General features: G+C 29.4%; 18 protein-coding genes. 11 read left to right on the top strand and 7 right to left on the bottom strand.

What is annotated here, in order from left to right; genetic code table 11:
• The first annotated feature begins 46 nt into the window (after positions 1-46).
• From QMG30_RS22070 to QMG30_RS22060, 3 genes are read left to right on the top strand one after another with little or no spacing between them, the layout of a single operon-like run.
• Positions 47-1,558, top strand: a complete 1,512-nt coding sequence (locus tag QMG30_RS22070; protein ID WP_281819210.1) for a sensor histidine kinase — start codon at positions 47-49, stop codon at positions 1,556-1,558.
• A 56-nt stretch (positions 1,559-1,614) separates the two neighbouring features.
• A complete protein-coding gene (locus tag QMG30_RS22065) occupies positions 1,615-2,292 on the top strand; it encodes a response regulator transcription factor (RefSeq protein ID WP_281819209.1) in 678 nt (225 codons plus the stop codon).
• 10 nt (positions 2,293-2,302) lie between these two features.
• Positions 2,303-3,400 carry a type I phosphomannose isomerase catalytic subunit gene (locus QMG30_RS22060; RefSeq protein WP_281819208.1) on the top strand — a complete coding sequence of 366 codons (1,098 nt, stop codon included), beginning with the start codon at positions 2,303-2,305 and terminating at the stop codon, positions 3,398-3,400.
• Positions 3,401-3,538: 138 nt separating this feature from the next.
• Here the strand turns inward: QMG30_RS22060 and QMG30_RS22055 are convergent, their stop codons facing one another.
• Entirely contained in the window at positions 3,539-4,330 is a 792-nt protein-coding gene (locus tag QMG30_RS22055; RefSeq protein ID WP_281819207.1) for a hypothetical protein, read from the bottom strand.
• A gap of 29 nt (positions 4,331-4,359) precedes the next feature.
• A complete protein-coding gene (locus tag QMG30_RS22050) occupies positions 4,360-4,800 on the bottom strand; it encodes a hypothetical protein (RefSeq protein WP_281819206.1) in 441 nt (146 codons plus the stop codon).
• A gap of 450 nt (positions 4,801-5,250) precedes the next feature.
• Here QMG30_RS22050 and QMG30_RS22045 point away from each other — a divergent pair, with 450 nt between their 5' ends.
• From QMG30_RS22045 to QMG30_RS22025, 5 genes are all read left to right on the top strand, one after another.
• Complete coding sequence (locus QMG30_RS22045; RefSeq protein ID WP_281819205.1) at positions 5,251-6,306, top strand: LacI family DNA-binding transcriptional regulator; 1,056 nt, start codon at positions 5,251-5,253, stop codon at positions 6,304-6,306.
• Between the two features lie 120 nt (positions 6,307-6,426).
• Positions 6,427-7,608 carry a 6-phosphofructokinase gene (locus tag QMG30_RS22040; RefSeq protein ID WP_281819204.1) on the top strand — a complete coding sequence of 394 codons (1,182 nt, stop codon included), beginning with the start codon at positions 6,427-6,429 and terminating at the stop codon, positions 7,606-7,608.
• A gap of 73 nt (positions 7,609-7,681) precedes the next feature.
• Positions 7,682-8,593: a triose-phosphate isomerase gene (locus tag QMG30_RS22035; protein WP_281819202.1), complete on the top strand. Its 912-nt coding sequence runs from the start codon at positions 7,682-7,684 to the stop codon at positions 8,591-8,593.
• A 152-nt stretch (positions 8,594-8,745) separates the two neighbouring features.
• Positions 8,746-10,188, top strand: a complete 1,443-nt coding sequence (locus QMG30_RS22030) for a lactate racemase domain-containing protein (protein ID WP_281819201.1) — start codon at positions 8,746-8,748, stop codon at positions 10,186-10,188.
• 184 nt (positions 10,189-10,372) lie between these two features.
• Positions 10,373-11,521 carry a class II fructose-bisphosphate aldolase gene (locus tag QMG30_RS22025; RefSeq protein WP_281819199.1) on the top strand — a complete coding sequence of 383 codons (1,149 nt, stop codon included), beginning with the start codon at positions 10,373-10,375 and terminating at the stop codon, positions 11,519-11,521.
• Between the two features lie 103 nt (positions 11,522-11,624).
• Here the strand turns inward: QMG30_RS22025 and QMG30_RS22020 are convergent, their stop codons facing one another.
• The gene (locus QMG30_RS22020; protein ID WP_281819197.1) at positions 11,625-13,454 is read right to left on the bottom strand and encodes a DUF885 domain-containing protein; all 1,830 of its coding nucleotides are present in this window, start codon (positions 13,452-13,454) and stop codon (positions 11,625-11,627) included.
• A gap of 263 nt (positions 13,455-13,717) precedes the next feature.
• Here QMG30_RS22020 and QMG30_RS22015 point away from each other — a divergent pair, with 263 nt between their 5' ends.
• Entirely contained in the window at positions 13,718-14,989 is a 1,272-nt protein-coding gene (locus tag QMG30_RS22015) for a glucose-6-phosphate isomerase (RefSeq protein ID WP_281819196.1), read from the top strand.
• 104 nt (positions 14,990-15,093) lie between these two features.
• Here the strand turns inward: QMG30_RS22015 and QMG30_RS22010 are convergent, their stop codons facing one another.
• The 3 genes from QMG30_RS22010 to QMG30_RS22000 all read right to left on the bottom strand — a co-directional run bounded on the left by QMG30_RS22010 (position 15,094) and on the right by QMG30_RS22000 (position 16,987).
• Positions 15,094-15,618 carry a hypothetical protein gene (locus tag QMG30_RS22010; RefSeq protein ID WP_281819194.1) on the bottom strand — a complete coding sequence of 175 codons (525 nt, stop codon included), beginning with the start codon at positions 15,616-15,618 and terminating at the stop codon, positions 15,094-15,096.
• Positions 15,619-15,691: 73 nt separating this feature from the next.
• Positions 15,692-16,519, bottom strand: coding sequence for a DUF6544 family protein (locus QMG30_RS22005; protein ID WP_281819193.1), 828 nt, complete (start codon positions 16,517-16,519; stop codon positions 15,692-15,694).
• A 6-nt stretch (positions 16,520-16,525) separates the two neighbouring features.
• A complete protein-coding gene (locus tag QMG30_RS22000) occupies positions 16,526-16,987 on the bottom strand; it encodes a MarR family winged helix-turn-helix transcriptional regulator (protein WP_281819192.1) in 462 nt (153 codons plus the stop codon).
• Between the two features lie 396 nt (positions 16,988-17,383).
• Between QMG30_RS22000 and metG the strand changes: the two genes are divergently transcribed.
• Both metG and QMG30_RS21990 read left to right on the top strand, forming a co-directional pair.
• Complete coding sequence (metG, locus tag QMG30_RS21995) at positions 17,384-19,315, top strand: methionine--tRNA ligase (protein ID WP_281819191.1); 1,932 nt, start codon at positions 17,384-17,386, stop codon at positions 19,313-19,315.
• 123 nt (positions 19,316-19,438) lie between these two features.
• Positions 19,439-20,206 carry a TatD family hydrolase gene (locus tag QMG30_RS21990; protein ID WP_281819190.1) on the top strand — a complete coding sequence of 256 codons (768 nt, stop codon included), beginning with the start codon at positions 19,439-19,441 and terminating at the stop codon, positions 20,204-20,206.
• Positions 20,207-20,245: 39 nt separating this feature from the next.
• On the opposite strand, the gene QMG30_RS21985 is transcribed toward QMG30_RS21990, so the two are convergent.
• Positions 20,246-20,407, bottom strand: coding sequence for a hypothetical protein (locus tag QMG30_RS21985; RefSeq protein WP_281819189.1), 162 nt, complete (start codon positions 20,405-20,407; stop codon positions 20,246-20,248).
• Between the last annotated feature and the right edge of the window lie 327 nt (positions 20,408-20,734).

The following is a 20,734-nucleotide window of genomic DNA, read 5'->3' as shown; positions in this document are numbered from 1 at the left end:
AGTTGGGCTGTCTATGACAGCCCTATACTAGAATAAGGAGAAGAAAATGATTATTATAATATTAATTCTCTTAATAGGTTGTATGTTTTACTTTTTTATTAAACTAAAAAATATGTTATCTTTTTGGATGTTGGCATTGTATATTGGATGCTTTTTTGTTGTATTAGGGTATATGTATTATTATGCTAAAAACGGAGGAGTATCTAAAGACGTTTATATTTTACTTTTTCTTCACAAAAATATAATGGATTATCTTATGTATTCGCCTATACCTTTGGATAAATTAAGTATGTTTATCGTTATGGGCAGGTCAATATTCATTTATTCTAATTTATGTTTCGGTATAAAAGTATATTTCAATAAGAATATAAAAGATAATAAGAAGTGGTATGCTTTAGTCTCAATTTTTCCTATAATACATACTATATGGTATTATCCAAGTCTATATAGGAAGTTTTTTGTACATAGATATCATCTCATTAATAATATATCTAGAATTTTTATCGTTATCTATACTGTTATAAGCATAATACTTATTTATATGAAATACAAGAAAATAAATATACCTTATTTCAAGAAACAACTAAAATATATTCTTGCTGCTGTGTTAAGTATAAATGTATTATTTTATTTATTTGGCTTTTTTGGTACAATGCAGATATCGGATCCCAATACCCTTGGATATCTGTATTCAACTTTTGCTATGTTGCAATCATCAGTTGCGTTACTTCCTTGGTACGTCATCATTTCTGTAGCAGTTTTATTTATAGGAATAGGTTTTGTTTTCTTATGGAATTATTCAAAAATCGAAGAGCAGATAGGAAAACCAGATTTATTTTTGGAAAGAAAATTGAAAACAGCTCATATGGGTGCTAGAATTTTTACTCATGGTATTAAAAATCAATTATTATCCACAAGAGTATTATTAAGACGTACAAGAAATCTGATAAATAATGAATCTATTGAAATAGAGAAGATAGAGAAAAACATTAATGCATTAGAGCAACTGAATGAGCAAATGTTGGCAAGAATGGATGTGTTATATAGAACTTTCAAATCGAATACAATGCAGCTTAAGCCCATATCAGTGAGACAAGCAATAAAATCTGCATTGAATAAGACAGGGGAGTTTCCTGAAGATGTATTTTTTCTAGTAAAAGATTTTGAAGATAAGATTGTATTAGGTGATATTGCCCATCTTACTGAAGCATTATATAATATTATTAAAAATAGTATAGATGCCATTAAAGCTAAGAACAGTAATGAACTGGGTAAGTTAATTATTGACTGTCACTTTGAAAGTACTTGGTGTGTTATAGAGATTGTTGATAATGGTATTGGAATTGAGAAAAATAAAATAAATAAAATATTTGATCCATTCTATACTAACAAAAATACTAATTATAACTGGGGTATCGGACTTTCTTATGCACAGCAGATTATTAAATCACAATTTGGCTATATAAGGACAGAGAGTGAGGTTAATGTAGGAACGACTTTCTTTATATTTTTACCTATCTATAAGACAGATAAAAAAATGAGTGAGCCTAAGTTTTGATATTACAGATGAGAGCATATTGACATATGAAGAAATAATCAGTAAGGATGATGAAGATGTCGGATAAAGTTAAAGTTGCTATTGCAGAAGATATTAAGGTGTTGAGAGAAGATTTTTGCGAGCTTGTAAACAATGAAGATGATATGATTGTAGTTGGTGCAGCTGCAAATGGAAGAGAAGTCATAGAAATAGCAGATAATAAAGATGTTGATCTTATCCTAATGGATATAGAAATGGAAAAATATCATGACGGTATAGAAGCGGCTCAGAATATTTTACAATATCATTCTAATATCGCTATAGTATTTCTTACAATTCATGAAGATGATGAGACGGTATTCAATGCATTCGCAACGGGAGCAGTTGATTATGTTGTAAAATCTTCCCCCTATGAAGAGATTCTTGAGAGTATCAGAAATGCTGTAAAAGGTAAATCAGTTATTCGTTCTAATATTGCAGCCAAGATAAGAAATGAATTCTCTAGGATGAAACGTAATGAAGAAAGTCTATTATTCGTATTTGATATAATTTCAAAACTGACACCTACAGAACGAGAACTAATCAAATTATTATTAATGAGCATGAAGGTATCAGAAATCGCTAAAAACAGACATGTAGAAGTTGTTACAATAAAATCTCAGATTAACAGCTTATTGAAGAAATTCCAGAAGAGAAGAACTAAAGAAATCGTATCTATGATAAGAAAATTACAGATAGAGTATCTATTTGAGTAAGGAGGAATTTATGGATTATAAGTATTTATCAAAAGTACCAATGAAATTAATCAAAAACAGAGTATATAGACCTTTTCTTGGAGGTAAATCAATTGATGAATGGGAAGGTAAATCCATTTGTGAAGATAATCATTATGGAGAAAGATGGATTGCTTCATTGGTAGATGTGAGAAGTAAAGAAAGAAAAGATAATGAAGGATTAAGTAAGTTATCAATAGATGGTAAAGAGATTACGTTAAAAGAAGTAATTGAATCATCACCAGAAGATTTTTTGGGAATAGAACATTGTGAGAAATATGGTACAAGTCTAGCCATATTAGTAAAGGCGCTAGATGCCTTTTCTAGATTGATAATACAGGTTCATCCTAATAAAGAAATGGCAAGAAAATTATTTGATTCTCCTTTCGGAAAAACTGAAGCCTGGTATATAATAGGGGGCAGAAATATTAAAGGAGAAGAACCTTATATACTGATAGGGTTTAAAGAAGGTATTAACAAACAAGACTACAAAAAATTATTTGAGTTACAAGACATTAAAGATCTAGAAGATACTATGCATAAAATACCAGTAAAAGAAGGGGATGTCTATTTAATTGAAGGTGGAGTTCCACATGCTATAGGAGCAGGATGTTTCCTTATAGAGATTCAGGAACCTACTGATTATACCATTAGAGTAGAGAAGAGTGCACCTGATGGTAGAAAGATAGATGACTTTTCTTGTCACCAAGGAGTAGGTTTTGACAGAATGTTTGAATGCTTTAACTATGAAGGTCTTAGTAGAGATAATATTATAGATAGATACAAGCTTACACCAAAAATCCTATTAGATATTGATGATGCTAAAGTTATCAGTTTGATAGATGAAGAAGATACTAAATTATTTAGTATGGAAAAGATATTAGTCAGAAAAACATTATCTTTCAATAAAAAGGATAATTTTGCAGTAGCAGTAGTTCTAAAAGGTAATGGGACATTATTATGTAATGGAGAAGAATTAAGCTTGAATCAAGGGGATGAAATATTTTTACCTTATGAAGCTAAAGAGATTACATGGGTAAATAATGGTAGTGAGGAATTGGAGCTAATTGTGTGTCTACCACCTAAGTAGATTTTATATAGTTAGAGGTATTAAGTAATGCTGTACAACAACTGTATAGTTAGAAAATAAAAAAGATGTTCGGTATCAAATTTTTTAATAATATGATACCGAAACATAAGTTGCAAATGTAATATAATAACATTTGAATTATAATTCTAATTGTGGAAACGAGCCGAATAATATTTGATTACTTATAGTAAATTGACCGGTACCTCTTTTGCATGTAAAGTATACATTACATGCAACAAATTGGTGAGTGGTACTTGTTTCAAAAAAATAATTTTGTTTATCGTTAACAGTTAATGTGGTTCCTGGTTGTAAACAAATATCATCAGTTTTTGTACCTTCATATACTTTATTATTTAACCCAATTTTTTCAAGTTCTGTATTAAAAGCAACTAAACCTGAGCCTATTTTACTATGCATTCGAGTTATTCTAACAGAACTATCAGTATGGTCTAAAATTTTTGAAACAACTTTTATAGGATCTGTATATGTATTTCCATTATAGGATATTTCTTTATAATATAATGTTAATTTATAAGAGAAAGAATAACTACCATCCCAAGTTTCTTTTGATATACTAGTATCATCATTAGTTGATTCTGAATTCTTTCTAACACTAATATATGCATTTGTGACATAGGTATTTGACATGGTATTGTTATTTTTTTCTGTTATTAATAATTGAGTAGTTTCTTTTATATCAGAAACTTTTAAGTCATTATTACCATCAATTTTTATAAAATCTTTATCAACTATTTTATTTCTTTTATCACTAATATTATTATTAATTTTATATATGAGAGTTTCATCATCTATAATTTCTTTACTTTTGTATATTAGATGTAAATTATTTGAGTTATTTGCAGAAACAGGTACATTTACTGAGATAAAAATTAATATTATCATTAAAGAAATACTTATATTTTTTTTCATTTTTCATGCTCCTTTTTATAGATAGTTTATTATTTTTTTAATGGTTTTAATTCAAATTTTTCAAGTAATCCATTAATTTCAATATGTGCAGTAATTGAATTATTAATATTAATTAGCATATTGGCTGAATTTTTACTTATTGAAGTCGAAGTGAATTTCTTCGGGATGTCATTTAACTTTGAGTAATTATAAGTCAAGGTTGTAGAATCGTAAGGAGTTTTTATGCATAAAATTATTTTTTTGTTTAAAAGATTAGATAAATTTTTTTTATAAGTGAAATTAGTAACCATAGTTATTTGGTTGTCAGTATCTCTGTTTATGAATAATTCTACTATCCAATCACTATTTTCACCTTTAAATATATAATCATAGTTAGTTTCTTTTTTTGTTGATGTATAAAATATCATTATAATAAGTAAAATTATAATAATTAATAATAAAATCTTTTTAAATGCAGAGTATTTTTTCAAATATAACACCTCTTATTAAAATATTACATTATAATCTGTTAGGACCTAACATGCATAATTATACATTTGTAATACATAAATGTCAAGAAATTTATTCGGAAAATAAAACAATAAATTTAACATGTATTAAAATATATATATAATAAAAACTATTTAAATATAATTAGTAATTTAAAGGCAAAAAACTATTAAATATAATAGTATAATAACTTTACAAATAACAGAGCCATTATTATGAATAAAGGCTTTGGATGATGTTTTAATTGTATATTTATAATTTTTATAATTTTTCCATATAGATTTTATCATGATAATTCATATAGAGGCATTATTATAAGATAACTACATATATAATTTAATAAATAATTGACAATAAAAAACTGAAATGCTATAATGAAATTAATCCAAACGATTGGATTAGTTTTTACAAAAAGAATTGAGGGTTTTTTTATGTCCGTAACATTGAAAGAAATTGCTAAAAAAGCAAATGTTTCTATATCGACTGTATCAAGAGTAATTAATAATGATACCAATAAACCTGCTAGTAAAGAGACTCAGGATAAAGTTTGGAGAATAGTAAGAGAACTTGGATATGTTCCTAATCAAAATGCAAGGAATTTGATTAAGGGTAATGAAAGTATTATAGAGAATACTAATACAAGAGCAATCGGATGTATTTTTACATCAACTAGGGACACATATAATGATCCTTTTTTCTCACAGATAGCTAGAGGTATCCAAGATGAAGTTTCAAAAAGAGGATACGTGTTAGGATATTCATTTTCATCATGCGACATGTCATTTTCGGCATTATATAATAATTTGACCTCTAATCCTGTAGATGGGGCTGTTATACTTGGAAGATTCAGTAAAGATGTTCTTAATTTTCTGAAACAAAATATAAGTAACATTGTTTATGCTGGAGTCAACTATGTAGATGCAGGTTTTGATGAAGTTATATGTGATGGATATAAGGGAGCAATGAGTGCAGTTGAACATTTAATTAATTTGAACCATAGAAATATCGGATTCATAGGTTCGACAAAAGAAATAGAAAAGGTAGTTAATGAACATAGATACGAAGGGTATTTGGATACTTTAAATAGACATTCTATACCTGTTGATAAAGCTTATATAGAAGATGTAGAACTTTCTTCAGCTGATGGATTTTCTGGAATGGAAAACATGATTAACAGGTTAGGAAAAGATAAATTACCAACAGCAGTTTTTTGTGCTAATGATTTAGTAGCTATTGGAGCGATGAAAGCTCTTCATAAAAATAATATAAGAGTACCACAAGATATATCAATAATAGGACTTGATGATATAGAGTTATCAGAATATGTTACACCAGGGTTAACAACTATAAAAGTACCGAAAGTAGAATTAGGAAAATTTGCAGTAAAGATGCTTATAGATAAGATTGAAAATGGTCATACTCTACCTGTAAGAGTTAATGTACCTTTCGCACTAATTGAAAGAGAAAGTTGTAGAGCTATAAATTGATAATTAATCATTTATTACTTCTATATTAAGTGAATAGTCGTAAGATTGAGTTAAGCATAATTAGCTCTTATAATTTTTATTATATATCCAAACGTTTGGTACAAAAGGAGGAAACATTTCATGAGTAACATGCTAATCGTCCATGGTGGTGGACCTACAGTAGTAATCAACGCTTCTTTATATGGTGCTATTATGGAAGCAAAGGGAAATGAGAAAATAGAAGCTATTTACGGTGCACTAGGTGGTACAGCAGGATTTTTAAATGAAGATTTTGTTGATTTTAACAAAGAACCACAAGAAAAAATCGAATTATTGAAGACAACACCTGCTACAGCTATTGGTACATCAAGAACACCATTATATGAAAAAGAATATAAGAAGATGGTAGAAATTCTTATAAAACATGATATCAAATATGTGTTGTTCAATGGCGGTAATGGAACTATGGATGCTTGTGGTAACTTAGCTAAAGTAGCCAAGGAGCATGATATCAAAGTTATGGGGATACCTAAAACTATTGATAATGATTTAGCAGTTACAGATCATAGTCCAGGATTCGGAAGTATGGCAAAATATATTGCAACTTCTGTATCTGAAGTCGCTCAAGATGTAAGGGCTATGCCTATACATGTTTCAATAGTAGAAGCTATGGGAAGAAATGTTGGATGGATAACAGCGGCTTCTGCTCTTGCAAGAAAAAATAAAGATGATGCACCTCATATGATTCTATTACCAGAAGTTCCATTTAAAGAAGATGAATTCTTAGAGAAAGTAGAAGAATTATACAATAGATTAGGTGGAGTTGTAGTAGTAGCTAGTGAAGGATTGAAAGATGAGCAAGGAAAACCTATCGTTCCTCCTATTTTCAAAACTGAGAGGGCAACATATTTTGGAGATGTAGGATCTTATCTTGCAGAATTGGTCATTAAGAAATTAGGAATAAAAGCAAGAAGCGAAAAACCAGGAATCGTAGGAAGAGCTTGTGCTACTTTACAATCTTCAGTTGATAGGGATGAAGCTATAGAAGCAGGAAGAGAAGCTGTAAGAGCAACATTAAATGGTAATACAGGTATGATGGTTGGTATCAAAAGAGTTAATAATGATCCTTATGAATGTGAATATTTCTTGATACCTATTGAAAAGGTTATGATGGATGAAAAGGTTATGCCAGAAGAGTTTATCCATGAGAATGGGATGGATGTTACTGATTCATTTATTAGATATTGTAAGCCTTTGATTGGTGAAGATATTCCTGAATATGCATATTTTGAAAGAAATAAAAAGATAGATAATAAGATTTGATGTGAGTGTTTTTGGTAAAAGTAAAGTATTGTAATAATGATGAAAATTTATTTTAAAGAAAGAGAGGGAAAATATGAAAGAAATATTTGTGAATCTTAAAAGATTTGATGTTCCTGTATCTCTAGGTGGGATTTGTCCTAGAGAGAATTCTAAGGAATGGATTGAATGGGTAATAGCTGAAAGTATTAGAAACAATCTAGGGACATTAGAGGGTATTACAGTGACTTATTTATTACCTGAATCTCTTCTAATTCCTGCAATGGAAAAGTTAAAGTGTTATGAAGAGAATGATAGAAAGAATATCTTCTTAGGAAGCGAAGGTGTTTACAGAGGAGATGTTGCAAAGGGTGGTAACTTTGGTGCGTTTACTACCAATCTACCAGCGGCAGCAGTAAAAAGTATGGGACTTAGTTGGTCTATAATAGGACACTCAGAAGAAAGAAAAGACAAACTTGGTATTATAGAGAGATTTGATAAAGATTATGATACTACAAAGGCGTCAATAGCTGTTAATTCTATGATTAATGATGAAGTAGTATGTGCACTTAAGCAGGACATTAATGTATTATTGTGTATTGGAGAGACTGCTAAAGAAAGAGGAGAAGGAACTTTTGAAGAGCAGAAGCCTCGTATCAAAAAAGTACTTGAAGAGCAATTAGAATTATGCCTTGGTGGTACAGTTGAAGTAATGAAGAATAACAAGATTGTTATTGGATATGAACCTATATGGGCCATTGGTCCAGGAAAAACACCACCCGGTAAAGAATATATAGCTTTTGTTTCTAAGTGTATAAAGGATTATGTTAAGAAAGAATTCAATTTTGATATTGCTGTAGTATATGGTGGTGGATTAAAGGAAGAAAATGCTGAGATGATTGCAAGCATTGATACAATCAATGGTGGTTTAGTTGCGTTGACTAAATTTGTTCAGCCTGTAGCATTTGAACCTGAGGGATTAAAAAACATCATTAAGAAATATTGTTAATAAGTTTTAATAATATAAGTAATAATAATGAATAGAGTCAAGATTTAATAAATGTCGAGTTCTATGAATATTACTAAATGAAAAATTATTTATTGTCATTTGACAGTGAGTTTATTATAGGATAAAAAATTAAAATTATGGAGGTTACAATAATGAAATTACAGTTTGAATATGGACAAGGATTAATGGAAGCCAATCTACCAGATAATACTGATGTTTTTATTCCTGGTGAAACAGTAGCTGACCCAGAGATTATACCTGCTGACAAGTTAGAAGAAGTAACAAGACAATCTATTCTTAACCCTATTGACTTAGAGCCTATCTCAAACCAAGTTAAAAAAGGTTCAAAAGTCACAATTATATTCCCAGATAGAGTTAAAGGGGGATTTCAAGAAAATTCTCATAGAAAAGTTTCTATTCCAATTATTATTGAGGAATGTCTAAAAGCTGGAGTGGAAAAGAAGGACATCAAATTAATCTGTAGTAACGGACTTCATAGAAAGAACACTAAAGAAGAAATCAAAAGAATCTTAGGAGAAAAAGTTTTTAATGAATTCTTCTATACTCATCAAATCGTTAACCACGATAGTGAAGATTGGGATAATCTTGTAGACCTTGGATATAATGATTATGGCGATAGAGTAATCATGAATAAGGATGTTTATGAATCTGACCTAGCAGTTCTTATTGGTCATACACTTGGCAATCCTTATGGAGGATATTCAGGAGGATATAAACACAGTGCTACAGGTATTACACATTGGAAATGTATAGGTGCTCACCATATTCCAAGAGTTATGCATAGAGATGATTTCACTCCTGTAACAAAAACAAGTCTCATGAGACAAAAATTCGACCAAATCAGTCAATATATGGAAGACAAAATGGGTAAAAAATTCTTCTGTTGTGATGCGGTACTTGATACTTATCAAAGACAAATCGCATTATTTACTGGATATGGAGAATCAATTCAGCCATTATCTTGGGAAGTTGCTGACAAACGTACATTCATTCCTTGGGCTGAGAAGAAATATGATGTAGTAGTATTTGGTATGCCTCAAAATTTCCACTATGGTAATGGACATGGAACTAATCCAATATTAATTATGCAGGCTATTGCTGCTAATATTATTCGTCATAAGAGAATTCTAAGCGATAATTGTGTTGTTATATGTTCAACAATCTGTAATGGATATTTCCATGATGAAGAATTTCCATCATACAGAGAAGTATATGATTTATTCCAAAAAGATTATAATAATACTTTACCTGATGTAGAAAGATACAGCGAATACTTATCACACAATCAAGAATACATTGATAAATATAGATTTAATCATGGATATCATCCATACCATGCATTTTCTATGATTTCTTGTGGACATATTGCTGAGAAGAATTGTTCGGCAGTATATGCAGTAGGTGCTTATGAGCCGGGTTATGCAAGAGCTATGGGCATGAAGACACGTGCTACATTTGAAGATGCATTGAAGGATGCAAGAAAATATGTTGGCGATAATCCTAATATATTAGCATTACCTAAGACTTTCAAAACAGCTGGCGTACACTTAATGATGAAAGACGAAGTTTTATAAAATAATTATTGTAGGCTGTTCATAATAGCTTGTTTTATATAGGACAGCCTTTTTTCAGATGATAGTAATTGGACAATATTAAGAATTAGATAGAATATGAAACATAACTTTTATTTTAGGGAAATATTTACACGTGTAAGTAATTAGTTTAATAAAATATATGTAATAATAAGGAGGAAATAAAATGCCAATAGTACCTTTAAGACCTTTATTGGAAGCTTCCAATAAGTATAAATTCGCTCATGGAGCGTTTAATGTAAATGCTGTAGCACAAGCAGAAGCAGTTATTGAAGTTCATGAAATGTTTCGTTCAGGTGCCATCTTACAAGCAGCTGATTTAGCTAATGGATTCATGGGTGGAAGAAAAGACTTCATGAATGCAACACTAGAAGATAAAAAAATAGGAGCAAAAAGGATAGCTGATGCTGTAAGAAAGATCGGTGAGCATTCCAGAATACCTATTGTTATTCATCTTGACCACGGAAAAGATTTTGATTCTGTAAAAGCAGCTATAGATAATGGATTTACTTCAGTTATGATTGATGGTTCACATTTATCATATGATGAAAACGTGGAACTTACAAGAGAAGTCGTTAAATATGCTCATCCAAAAGGAGTTTCTGTAGAGGGAGAATTAGGAGTACTTGCAGGTGTGGAAGACCATGTGTTTTCAGAAACATCTACATATACTAATCCTATGAAAGTATGTGACTTTTTCAGAAAAACAGGAGTCGACTGTCTTGCTATATCTTATGGAACTATGCATGGAGCTTCAAAAGGAAAAAATGCTAAGCTTAGAAAAGAAATTGCAATAGCTTCTATGGAAAACTTAAGGCATGAAGGCATTTTCGGTGCATTAGTATCTCATGGTTCATCCACTGTTCCAAGATACATTGTAGAAGAAATCAACAACTATGGTGGAGATATTCAGAATGCTTACGGTATCTCTATAGATGAATTAATGTCTGTAATACCTTTTGGCATTAGAAAGATAAATGTTGATACAGATATTAGATTAGCAGTGACTCGTAACATTAGAGAATACTTTTTAGAGAATCCAAGTAAACAAAACAGCGATTCCATAGGTGGAATTTGGTCCATCATGGATAATAACAAGAGTGCATTTGATCCAAGAGTATATTTAACACCAATTATGGATACTGTATTGACTGGTAACGAGCCTGACGATGATGTTTCTGCAATTACAGATTGTATTAGACGTGGGGTAAAAGAAGTTGTAGGAACATTAATAGTTAATTTTGGATCCGTAGGATATGCACCTAAGATAGAAAACGTATCGTTAGAACAAATGATTAAACGCTATAAAGGCTAGATTGAATTTAATAATTTCACAGTAATAAAGTAATCAATCATAGATATAGCTGCCTGATAACCATGCAATAAACGTTATCTTAGCAGCTATATTATAGATTATGTTACCTATTAAGCTTATTATCGATATATTCGTTAACTGTTTCTTCTAAGAGAAAAAGTGGAATTTCTCCATTAATCAAGATGACGTCATGAAATTCTTTTATGTCAAAATCACTACCTAGAGATTCTATGGCTTTTTCTTTTAGATTATTAATGTAGTAGCGTCCATAAGCATAATGTAGTGTTTCACCTGGATTAGCAATAGCTCTATCTACGATTGATTCAATTTGTTCCCCATAATATAGAGAATAAGTGTTAACTATATCTAATCTAGAAGCACCATAATAATGAAGATACAGGTCGATCATGGTTAATATAGCGTAGGTTGCATCAAGATTACTAAGCATCAATTGATTCATAAGAGGATTATCAAATTCAATATAATTAATTGCTAAGCTTTCAACATATGAGGCCCAGCCTTCGGTAAAACATGAAAAATCAAGGGTTTTTCTAATGTTAGGTATATTATCTTGTTGATATGCTATAGAAAATTGAAAATGATGTCCGGGAATACCTTCATGACAAACTACTATAAAATCATTAACATTCAAACTAGTATATAGAGAATTCTTTAAAAACATATTACCATATTTTTTTAAGTCAATGCTAACAGGAAGATAAAAAGCAGCTGGTAAATCTTTTTCTAGATAGTTTGGTATTGTCAGATTATTAATTTTGGGGATGTCGTATTCATAAAAATTGTCTTTGGTCAATTCCTGACATTTTTTATATAATTCATCAAAGTTGGTAAATGGTTTTGGCTGTGTATTGTAGAGGGTATTAAGCTCAGGTTGTTCTTCAAGTATAGCTTGAATTTCATTTGAAGATTCTATTAATGTATCGTTAGCCCATTCAAATAAATCTTCAGGTGTGATATTAGTACCTGTATTAGCTTTTATAAGATATGAATAATATTCTTTTCCTTTTGGAAAAGTAAAAACACCAGAAGTAATTATTGTTTGGGACTTGATGTCTTCCAATTCTTCAATTAGGTTAGTGTATGCAGGATATACAAAATCATTTATTGTTTTAAGGCATTCAGCTTTTGCAGATACTTTTTCTGAATCTGACATATCAGATAATTGATTGATATTGTCACAGAAAGCAAGATATAAAAAATTTTCTTCAGTAGGTTTCATAAAAGCTTTGCACTGATCAATAACTTTATTAGAAATGTATTCGGGCTGTATATACCCTTTTTGGGCTTTAACTCGCTCACCTTCCATAAGTTGAGTGATTAATGTTGGGAACTGTTGTAATCTTTTTAAAAACTTAGTAGTATCTTCTTTACTCTTTATAGGTATTTGAGATAATGTAAGGGGGATACCAATATGAAAACCTAATGTATGCCGGATGTTGTAGGTGTAGTCTTTATACTCTTCACCTTCAATAGCAAGCTCAAGGTAGTATTTCATGACTTTATAAGATAATTGTTGATCTTTACTTAAATTATCTATATTAAAAGTTTTAAGAGTTTCTAGGTCATCACGATAATTTTCATATTGTTGTTTAAGTGCTTCATCGCTGAAATCATCAAGTTTATCAGAAGTATCTTCCAAACCGAATTCCTCTGGAGAAGATATTAACATAGACATTTCAAGTGGAGAAGATGCTATATACTCTTTGAACATAGTGTCAAGAAAAGAATTGAATCTGCTACTGTCATCAATCTTGATGTTTTCAGTAATATTTTTATCTTGCTGTGAATCAGGTATATATGTTATATCATCATTAGTGCTATTATTACATCCTTGAAGAATCAATGAAAATAGTAATATAATGCTTAGGATACTAACTAAAACTTTATTTTTTATTGAATTAATTTGACGCATAATATTTCTCCCCTTTAAGGTGAATAAATAAATTTAATTATTAATATTTAAATTATGTTCATTATAACTATTATATTCAGTAATACTAATATATAGTAGTATTATGATTTACTTATTTAATATATATAGATGGGTTTATTAAATGATTTACCAATAGTTACAGAATTATACCAAGGGCTTAATATTAATATATATAATATAGAATACTGGTCATATAACGCAATCTTTAACTTATATTAAAGAAATAATAAGGAGGCTGTAAAATGAATTCATTACACTTAGATTATAAAAATGTAGATAAATATATAAATAATGAAATATTAAAAGAAGAAGTATCAAAAAACAAAAAGCTTATAGAAAACTGTTTAAAATCAAAAGCATCAGATTCTGATTCTCTAGGATGGATTAATACTTATCATTGCAATGATGAAGATATGTTGACCAAAATGGAAAGTAAAGCTAAAGAAATAAGAGAAAATGCAGATATTTTCGTTCTAATAGGTGTAGGTGGTTCTAATCAAGGAGCAAGAACTGTTATAAAATCTATGGGTGATAGTAAAGTAGAAATATTATATGCAGGAAATAACTTATCACCAGCGTATCTTAAGAACATAATGGAAAAACTCAAAGGTAAATCAGTTTATGTTAATGTAATAGCTAAGAATTTCGCTACATTAGAGCCAGGAATAACATTTAGAGTAATGAGACAATATTTAGAAGAAACTTATGGAGAAAAGGAAGCTGCTAACAGAATAATAGCTACAGGTTCTCTTAATGGAAGTTCACTAGAGAAGTTAGGAAAAATGAAAGGATATACTCTTCTTCCATTTCCTCTTGATGTAGGTGGAAGATTCTCCGTTTTAACGCCAGTAGGTTTATTCCCTATTGCAGTTTCAGGAGTAGATATAAGAAAGCTACTTGCTGGTGCAAGTGAAATGGAAAAAACTATTCATACTACAGATATTTATAAGAATGATGTTGTCAATTATGCAGTAATAAGAAACTTACTTCTAAAAAAAGGGTATAACATAGAGATATTAGGTGTATTTGAACCTTTAATGGAATTCTTTAATAAATGGTGGGTTCAATTGTTTGGGGAAAGTGAAGGAAAAGATGGAAAAGGTATTTATCCATCATCTTGCTCATTCTCAGAGGACCTTCATTCATTAGGACAATACATTCAAGATGGACAGAAAATATTATTTGAAACATTTATTAATATAGAAGATATGGAATCTAGTTATCCTATCCCATTGGAAAAAGAAGATATAGATGAATTTAATTATTTGAACGGTAAGGATTTTAGTTTCCTTAATAGAAGTGCTTATGAAGCAACAGTTAAGGCTCATTATGAAGGTGGTATTCCAGTTTTAACAGTGAATGTTCCAAAATTAACACCATTCTATATGGGGCAACTATTCTATTTCTTTGAAGTTGCTTGTTATTTATCAGCTACTATACTTGGGGTAGATCCTTTTAATCAACCGGGTGTAGAGGCTTATAAGATTAATATGTTTAAAACATTAAAGGCATAGATTATTATTGGTTATTAGTATTTTTACTTCTCATAAAATAAATAACTTATATAAGGAAATAGCGATGGCTATTTCCTTATGTAGTTATTGATTTATTAATTATTCTATAATCCCCAATAAATTTCTAAGTTATTATCTTCTAACTCAATGTTTTTATTATAATTTTGAGTTGTATTATCATTATATTTGATGTCTATGGTGGCTTTATCACCAACTATATCTCCATTTTCATTAGTATTAAAGTAAACGATACAATTACTTTTACTTATATACCAGTTATTACTGTTTATATAATCCAAATTAATTGTTATATTATCTTTATATTGACTTAAACGATCTGATGGAATTATGATTTTAAAAGTATATGAACCATAGCTGCCACCTTTAGTATTATATGTTCCATTTTCAGATACAACACTACATTTTTCAGACTCATGAAAGCAATCTGCATTGAGATTATCTAAAGATATTTTTTCCCCATCAAGCATAACTGTTAGATTGATGGTGATACGTTCCTTTGAATATAGATGACCTTGAATTCTTGGAGAGTTAATGACTAAAAAGCAGATTATAATAATAATTGCTAAACTACTTATGGTTATTAAAAACTTTTTATTCAATAATTTCATTAGTGTTATCCTTTCTTAAACAATATAATATTTATTTTGTTATATTATATATAATACTTAATTTTGCGCTAAACTACTTATAATGTATATTCTTAATATTCAACTTAATATAGCTGAAATCACGGTCTTCATAGTGCCAAATCCCTTGGCCAATAGATGCTAAATTATAACCATTGAAGTTTTTGTAACCACTTACAGGTGTTGACCATTTTATTTGTTTGTAATTATTATTGTTTTCAATTTTGTATCTATCATTGGAAATGAAATTGATTAGTTGACCTTTTTCATTGAAGAATAGTTGGGCTGAAATTTTTATACCTTCAAGTGTATAGTGAGCTATTACTGATAATTCATCTATTTCTTCCCAAGTTATGTTAGCATCTATCAAAGTCGAAGGGGCAAATATACACATGTCATTAAAAAATGTTACTGTTTCGGCCTTATTCATAATTTCCCCTCGCTGATCTACCACTTTGATTAAGTCTAGAATCTTTATTACCATACTGGCTTTGCCTTTTTCAAAATGATGTAAACCATTGATTGGAATTCCTTTATACTTCATAGTCATATAAAATAGCCTTATACTTTGATTGATAAAGGTTTTTTGTTCGGCAGTTATTGGTGCCCAGTCTTTATCTTCATCTAGTCGCATTTCTCCATCAATATCGATGGCAAATTGATTGATCTTTTTCTTACCAACAACATCTACGTATCTTAGATATTTTTGAATCACAACTGGTAAATATTGAAGATCTTTTTCTGTAATGATTTCATTATTATCCAAATTATCAGCAGATAATGCTCTAGATAAGTTTTCTTTGTAAGCTCTATGTGTACTTCCATAATACCAGTATACCATGATAAGTATAATTAGAATGATTACAATACCTAATGATTTCAATTTCTGTTATCCCTCCATTTTAGTACTCAGTTTTATAATACCATTGAATAGTCTTTCCATATAATTAAAGAATTGCTCAAGTTCTTGTTGGTCAAATCTCTTAAATAATATATTCATTTCTTCTATATCTGATAGATCTCTGTTTTTCCAATATGCTCTTGCTTTATCCGTCAAAATCAATCTCTTTGCTCGCCTATCTTTTGGGTCACGGATAATTTTTACATAGTCTTTTTTTTCAAGTTTCAAAGCAATTTGTTTGATATTCTGATATGAGTTACCAGCTCTATCAGCAGCTTCTTTAAATGTTGGATTAGCTGTACCAAAACTATCAATGACAATCATCAAAAACAGTTGTTTTGATGTTAGGTCATCTTCAACTAGTGTTTTGTCCAAATATACTTGTAATGTATTTGATAATTTAAAAATATATGAAAAAATATTATTTTGTAATTGATTTTTATTTTTCATTGTAGTCTCTTCTTTCATATTAGAATAATACATAATATATTATATATCTGATAAATACATAATATATTATGTATTGAAAAATGTCAAGTATATTATACATTTCAACTTTTAATATTCTATACTATAATACTACTTCTATTATTTTAAGAAACAAATAAATCTTATCAATAGGAAAATAGTTATTCTGTCAAGCCTCTTAATAACGGTTGTAATTGAAAAAATACTTTGCATTTTTTTTGTTAAAACTATATAATATATCATAACGACAACCCCAAAATTATTACTATCTACTGGTTATGAAATCAATAAAAACTTAAGTGAGATTAATTTGTATAATAATAATTTTGATTAAACAGATAATAATAATTATTAAAAAACGATCGGAGGAAAAATACAATGGCAAAAAAACCATTTTACATTACAACCCCAATATACTATCCAAGCGATAAGTTGCATATAGGTCATTCATATACAACTGTAGCAGCAGATACTATGGCAAGATACAAGAGAATGCGTGGTTATGATGTCATGTTTTTAACAGGAACAGATGAACATGGACAGAAAATAGAAAAAGTTGCTAACAAACAGGGGATAACTCCTAAAAAATATGTGGATAACATTGTGGATTGGATAAAAGATCTGTGGAGAACTATGGATATATCATATGATAAATTCATAAGAACAACTGACCAAGACCACGAAAAAACTGTACAGAAAATATTCAAGGACTTATACGATAAAGGTGATATATATAAGGGTTCATACGAAGGATGGTATTGTACTCCATGTGAATCATTTTTTACTGAGCGACAACTTCAAGATGGTAAATGTCCAGATTGTGGAAGACCTGTGGATAAAGTCAAAGAAGAAGCGTATTTCTTCAAACTTTCCAAATATCAAGATAGACTTATAGAATATATAGAGACACATGAAGATTTCATTCAACCAAAAACAAGACAAAATGAAATGCTTAATAATTTCTTAAAACCTGGTCTTGAAGACTTATGTGTATCTAGAACTTCTTTTGAATGGGGAATACCTGTAGAATTTGATAAAGGACATGTAGTATATGTGTGGTTAGATGCCTTATCAAACTATATCTCAGCTCTTGGATACCATACAGAAGATGATGAGAAATACAAAAAATATTGGCCAGCAGATGTACATTTAGTAGGAAAAGAAATAGTAAGATTCCATACAATAATATGGCCTGCTATGTTGATGGCGTTAGGTGAGCCATTGCCTAAACAAGTATTCGGACATGGATGGTTAGTAATAAACGGTGGAAAAATGTCTAAATCAAAGGGTAATGTAGTAGATCCTAAGATACTTTTAGATAGATATGGTTCAGATGCAATAAGATATTTCTTAATGAGAGAAATCGCATTCGGACAAGATGGTAATTTCACTAATGAAACCCTTATTCAAAGAATCAACTCAGACTTGGCTAATGATTTAGGTAACTTAGTATCAAGAACAGTCGCTATGATCAATAAATATTTTGGAGATGAATTTACTGATAAATTTGAAGCTACAGAATTTGACTCTGAAGTAGAAAAAATGGCACTAGATACAGTAAATAAAGTAGAAAATGTAATGGAGAATCTATTCTTCAGTGATGCATTGGTTGAAATATGGAATTTAGTTAGAAGAACTAATAAATATATTGACGAGACAAGACCATGGGTATTAGCTAAAGAAGAAGATAAAAAACCAATACTTGCTAATGTATTATATCATTTAGCTGAAAATCTAAGAATAATATCAATACTTATTGAACCATTCATGCCTAATACTCCAAAATTGATGAGAGAACAATTAGGTATAAAAGATAAAGAATTAACAACTTGGGAAAGCACTAAAAAATGGGGAAGATTGTCAAAGGATATAAAAGTCAATCCAAGTAATATCATATTCCCAAGAATAGATATGACTAAAGAAATAAAAGAATTAGAAAAAGCTCAAAAAGCTGGTAAAGAAGAGCCAAAAGAAGTAAAAGAAGAAGATTATATAACTATAGATGATTTTGCTAAGGTAGAATTAAAAGTAGGAGAAGTAATAGAATGTAACAAAGTAGAAGGTGCTGATAAACTATTAGTATCAAAAATAAAAATTGGTAGTGAAGTTAGACAGATTGTATCAGGTATAGCAAAAAGTTATACTCCTGGTGAAATGATAGGAAAGAAGGTTATTGTAGTAACTAACCTTAAACCTGTTAAATTAAGAGGCGTTTTATCAGAAGGTATGATACTTGCGGCTTCACTTAAGAAAAATTTAGTAGTAGCGACTGTTGATGGGGATATTAACAGTGGTGCTGTTGTAAGATAATATTAAATTAATCTGTGATAATAGAGAGGGTGTATGTACTGCTTTTTTTACGTATATACACCCCATTATCTTCATAGAGATATATTTATTGGTTAAAAGCATAAGAATATAGAGGTGGAAACAATGATATTTGAAAGTCATGCTCATTATGATGATGAGAGGTTTGATGATGATAGAGATTCTTTGTTAGATAATCTTCCAAACAAAGGAATAGAATATGTAGTAAATGCCGCAGCTGATATTGATTCGTCATACAAATGTGTAGAATTATCTAAAAAATATAATTATATATATGCTGCAGTAGGAGTTCATCCAGATGATGTAGAAAATATGAAAAAAGATGACTTGAAAATTTTAACTGATCTAGCGAAATATGAAAAAGTTGTTGCAGTAGGAGAAATAGGTCTTGATTACCATTATGAAAATTCTCACAGAGAAGCTCAGAAATTATGGTTTACAGAACAAATTGAATTAGCAAAATGTTTGAAATTGCCTATAATAGTACATAGTAGAGAAGCTGCAAAAGATACTATGGATATTATTAAATCATCTAATGCAAAAGAAATAGGTGGAGTAATACATTGTTATTCAGGAAGTTTAGAATTGGCACGAGAATATATTAAAATGGGATTCTATATAGGTGTAGGCGGTGTTGTTACTTTTAAAAATGCAAATAAGCTGAAAGAGATAGTGAAAGAATTACCTATAGAGAATATATTAGTAGAGACAGATTGCCCATATTTGGCACCAGTACCTAATAGAGGTAAAAGAAATGATTCTAGTAATCTAAGATATATAGTCGAAAAAATAGCGGAATTAAAGAATATGCAATATGATGAAGTTGAAAAACATACTAATGAAAATGCTAAAAAACTATTTAAAATAAAGTAGCTATAGGGTAACCACATAATAGTGGTTAACCCTATTGGCCTATTTTTTAATTTCTATTTGTGTCATTAATTCCTCTAATTGTGAATCGATTTGTTTAGACATTTCCATTATATCAGTATTGACAGTTAGTTTTCTATTAATTTGATTTAAAATATTAGTTAGATTTTCATTTACTTGATAAATTATTTCAGTACTTCTCATAGAAGGCACCTCACTTAATTATTTGTTTGTCATATTAATAGGAATTGGAATTAATAATAACTAAGGTTAATAAGTTGATGTTCATAAATAGATTTATTAAGTTAATATTAATTATGATATTTGATAAATAGTATTAGTATATGTAATAGTAGTTTTAAAAATATAATTTGTATAGAATTATTTTGTATATATATATTTTAACACATTAATCGAATTTATAAAGAAAAAAATGGAAATTTTTACAAAAACTCGAAAAATTAATTATTTTTATATGTTTTGTTTATCTATTAAACCAAATGACACCATTATACAATATATAGTATAGAA

It is taken from the genome of Vallitalea longa (assembly GCF_027923465.1).
Lineage (GTDB): Bacteria > Bacillota > Clostridia > Lachnospirales > Vallitaleaceae > Vallitalea > Vallitalea longa.
Note: the sequence above shows the minus strand (reverse complement) of the source record. Positions and strands in the feature narration are given on the sequence as shown.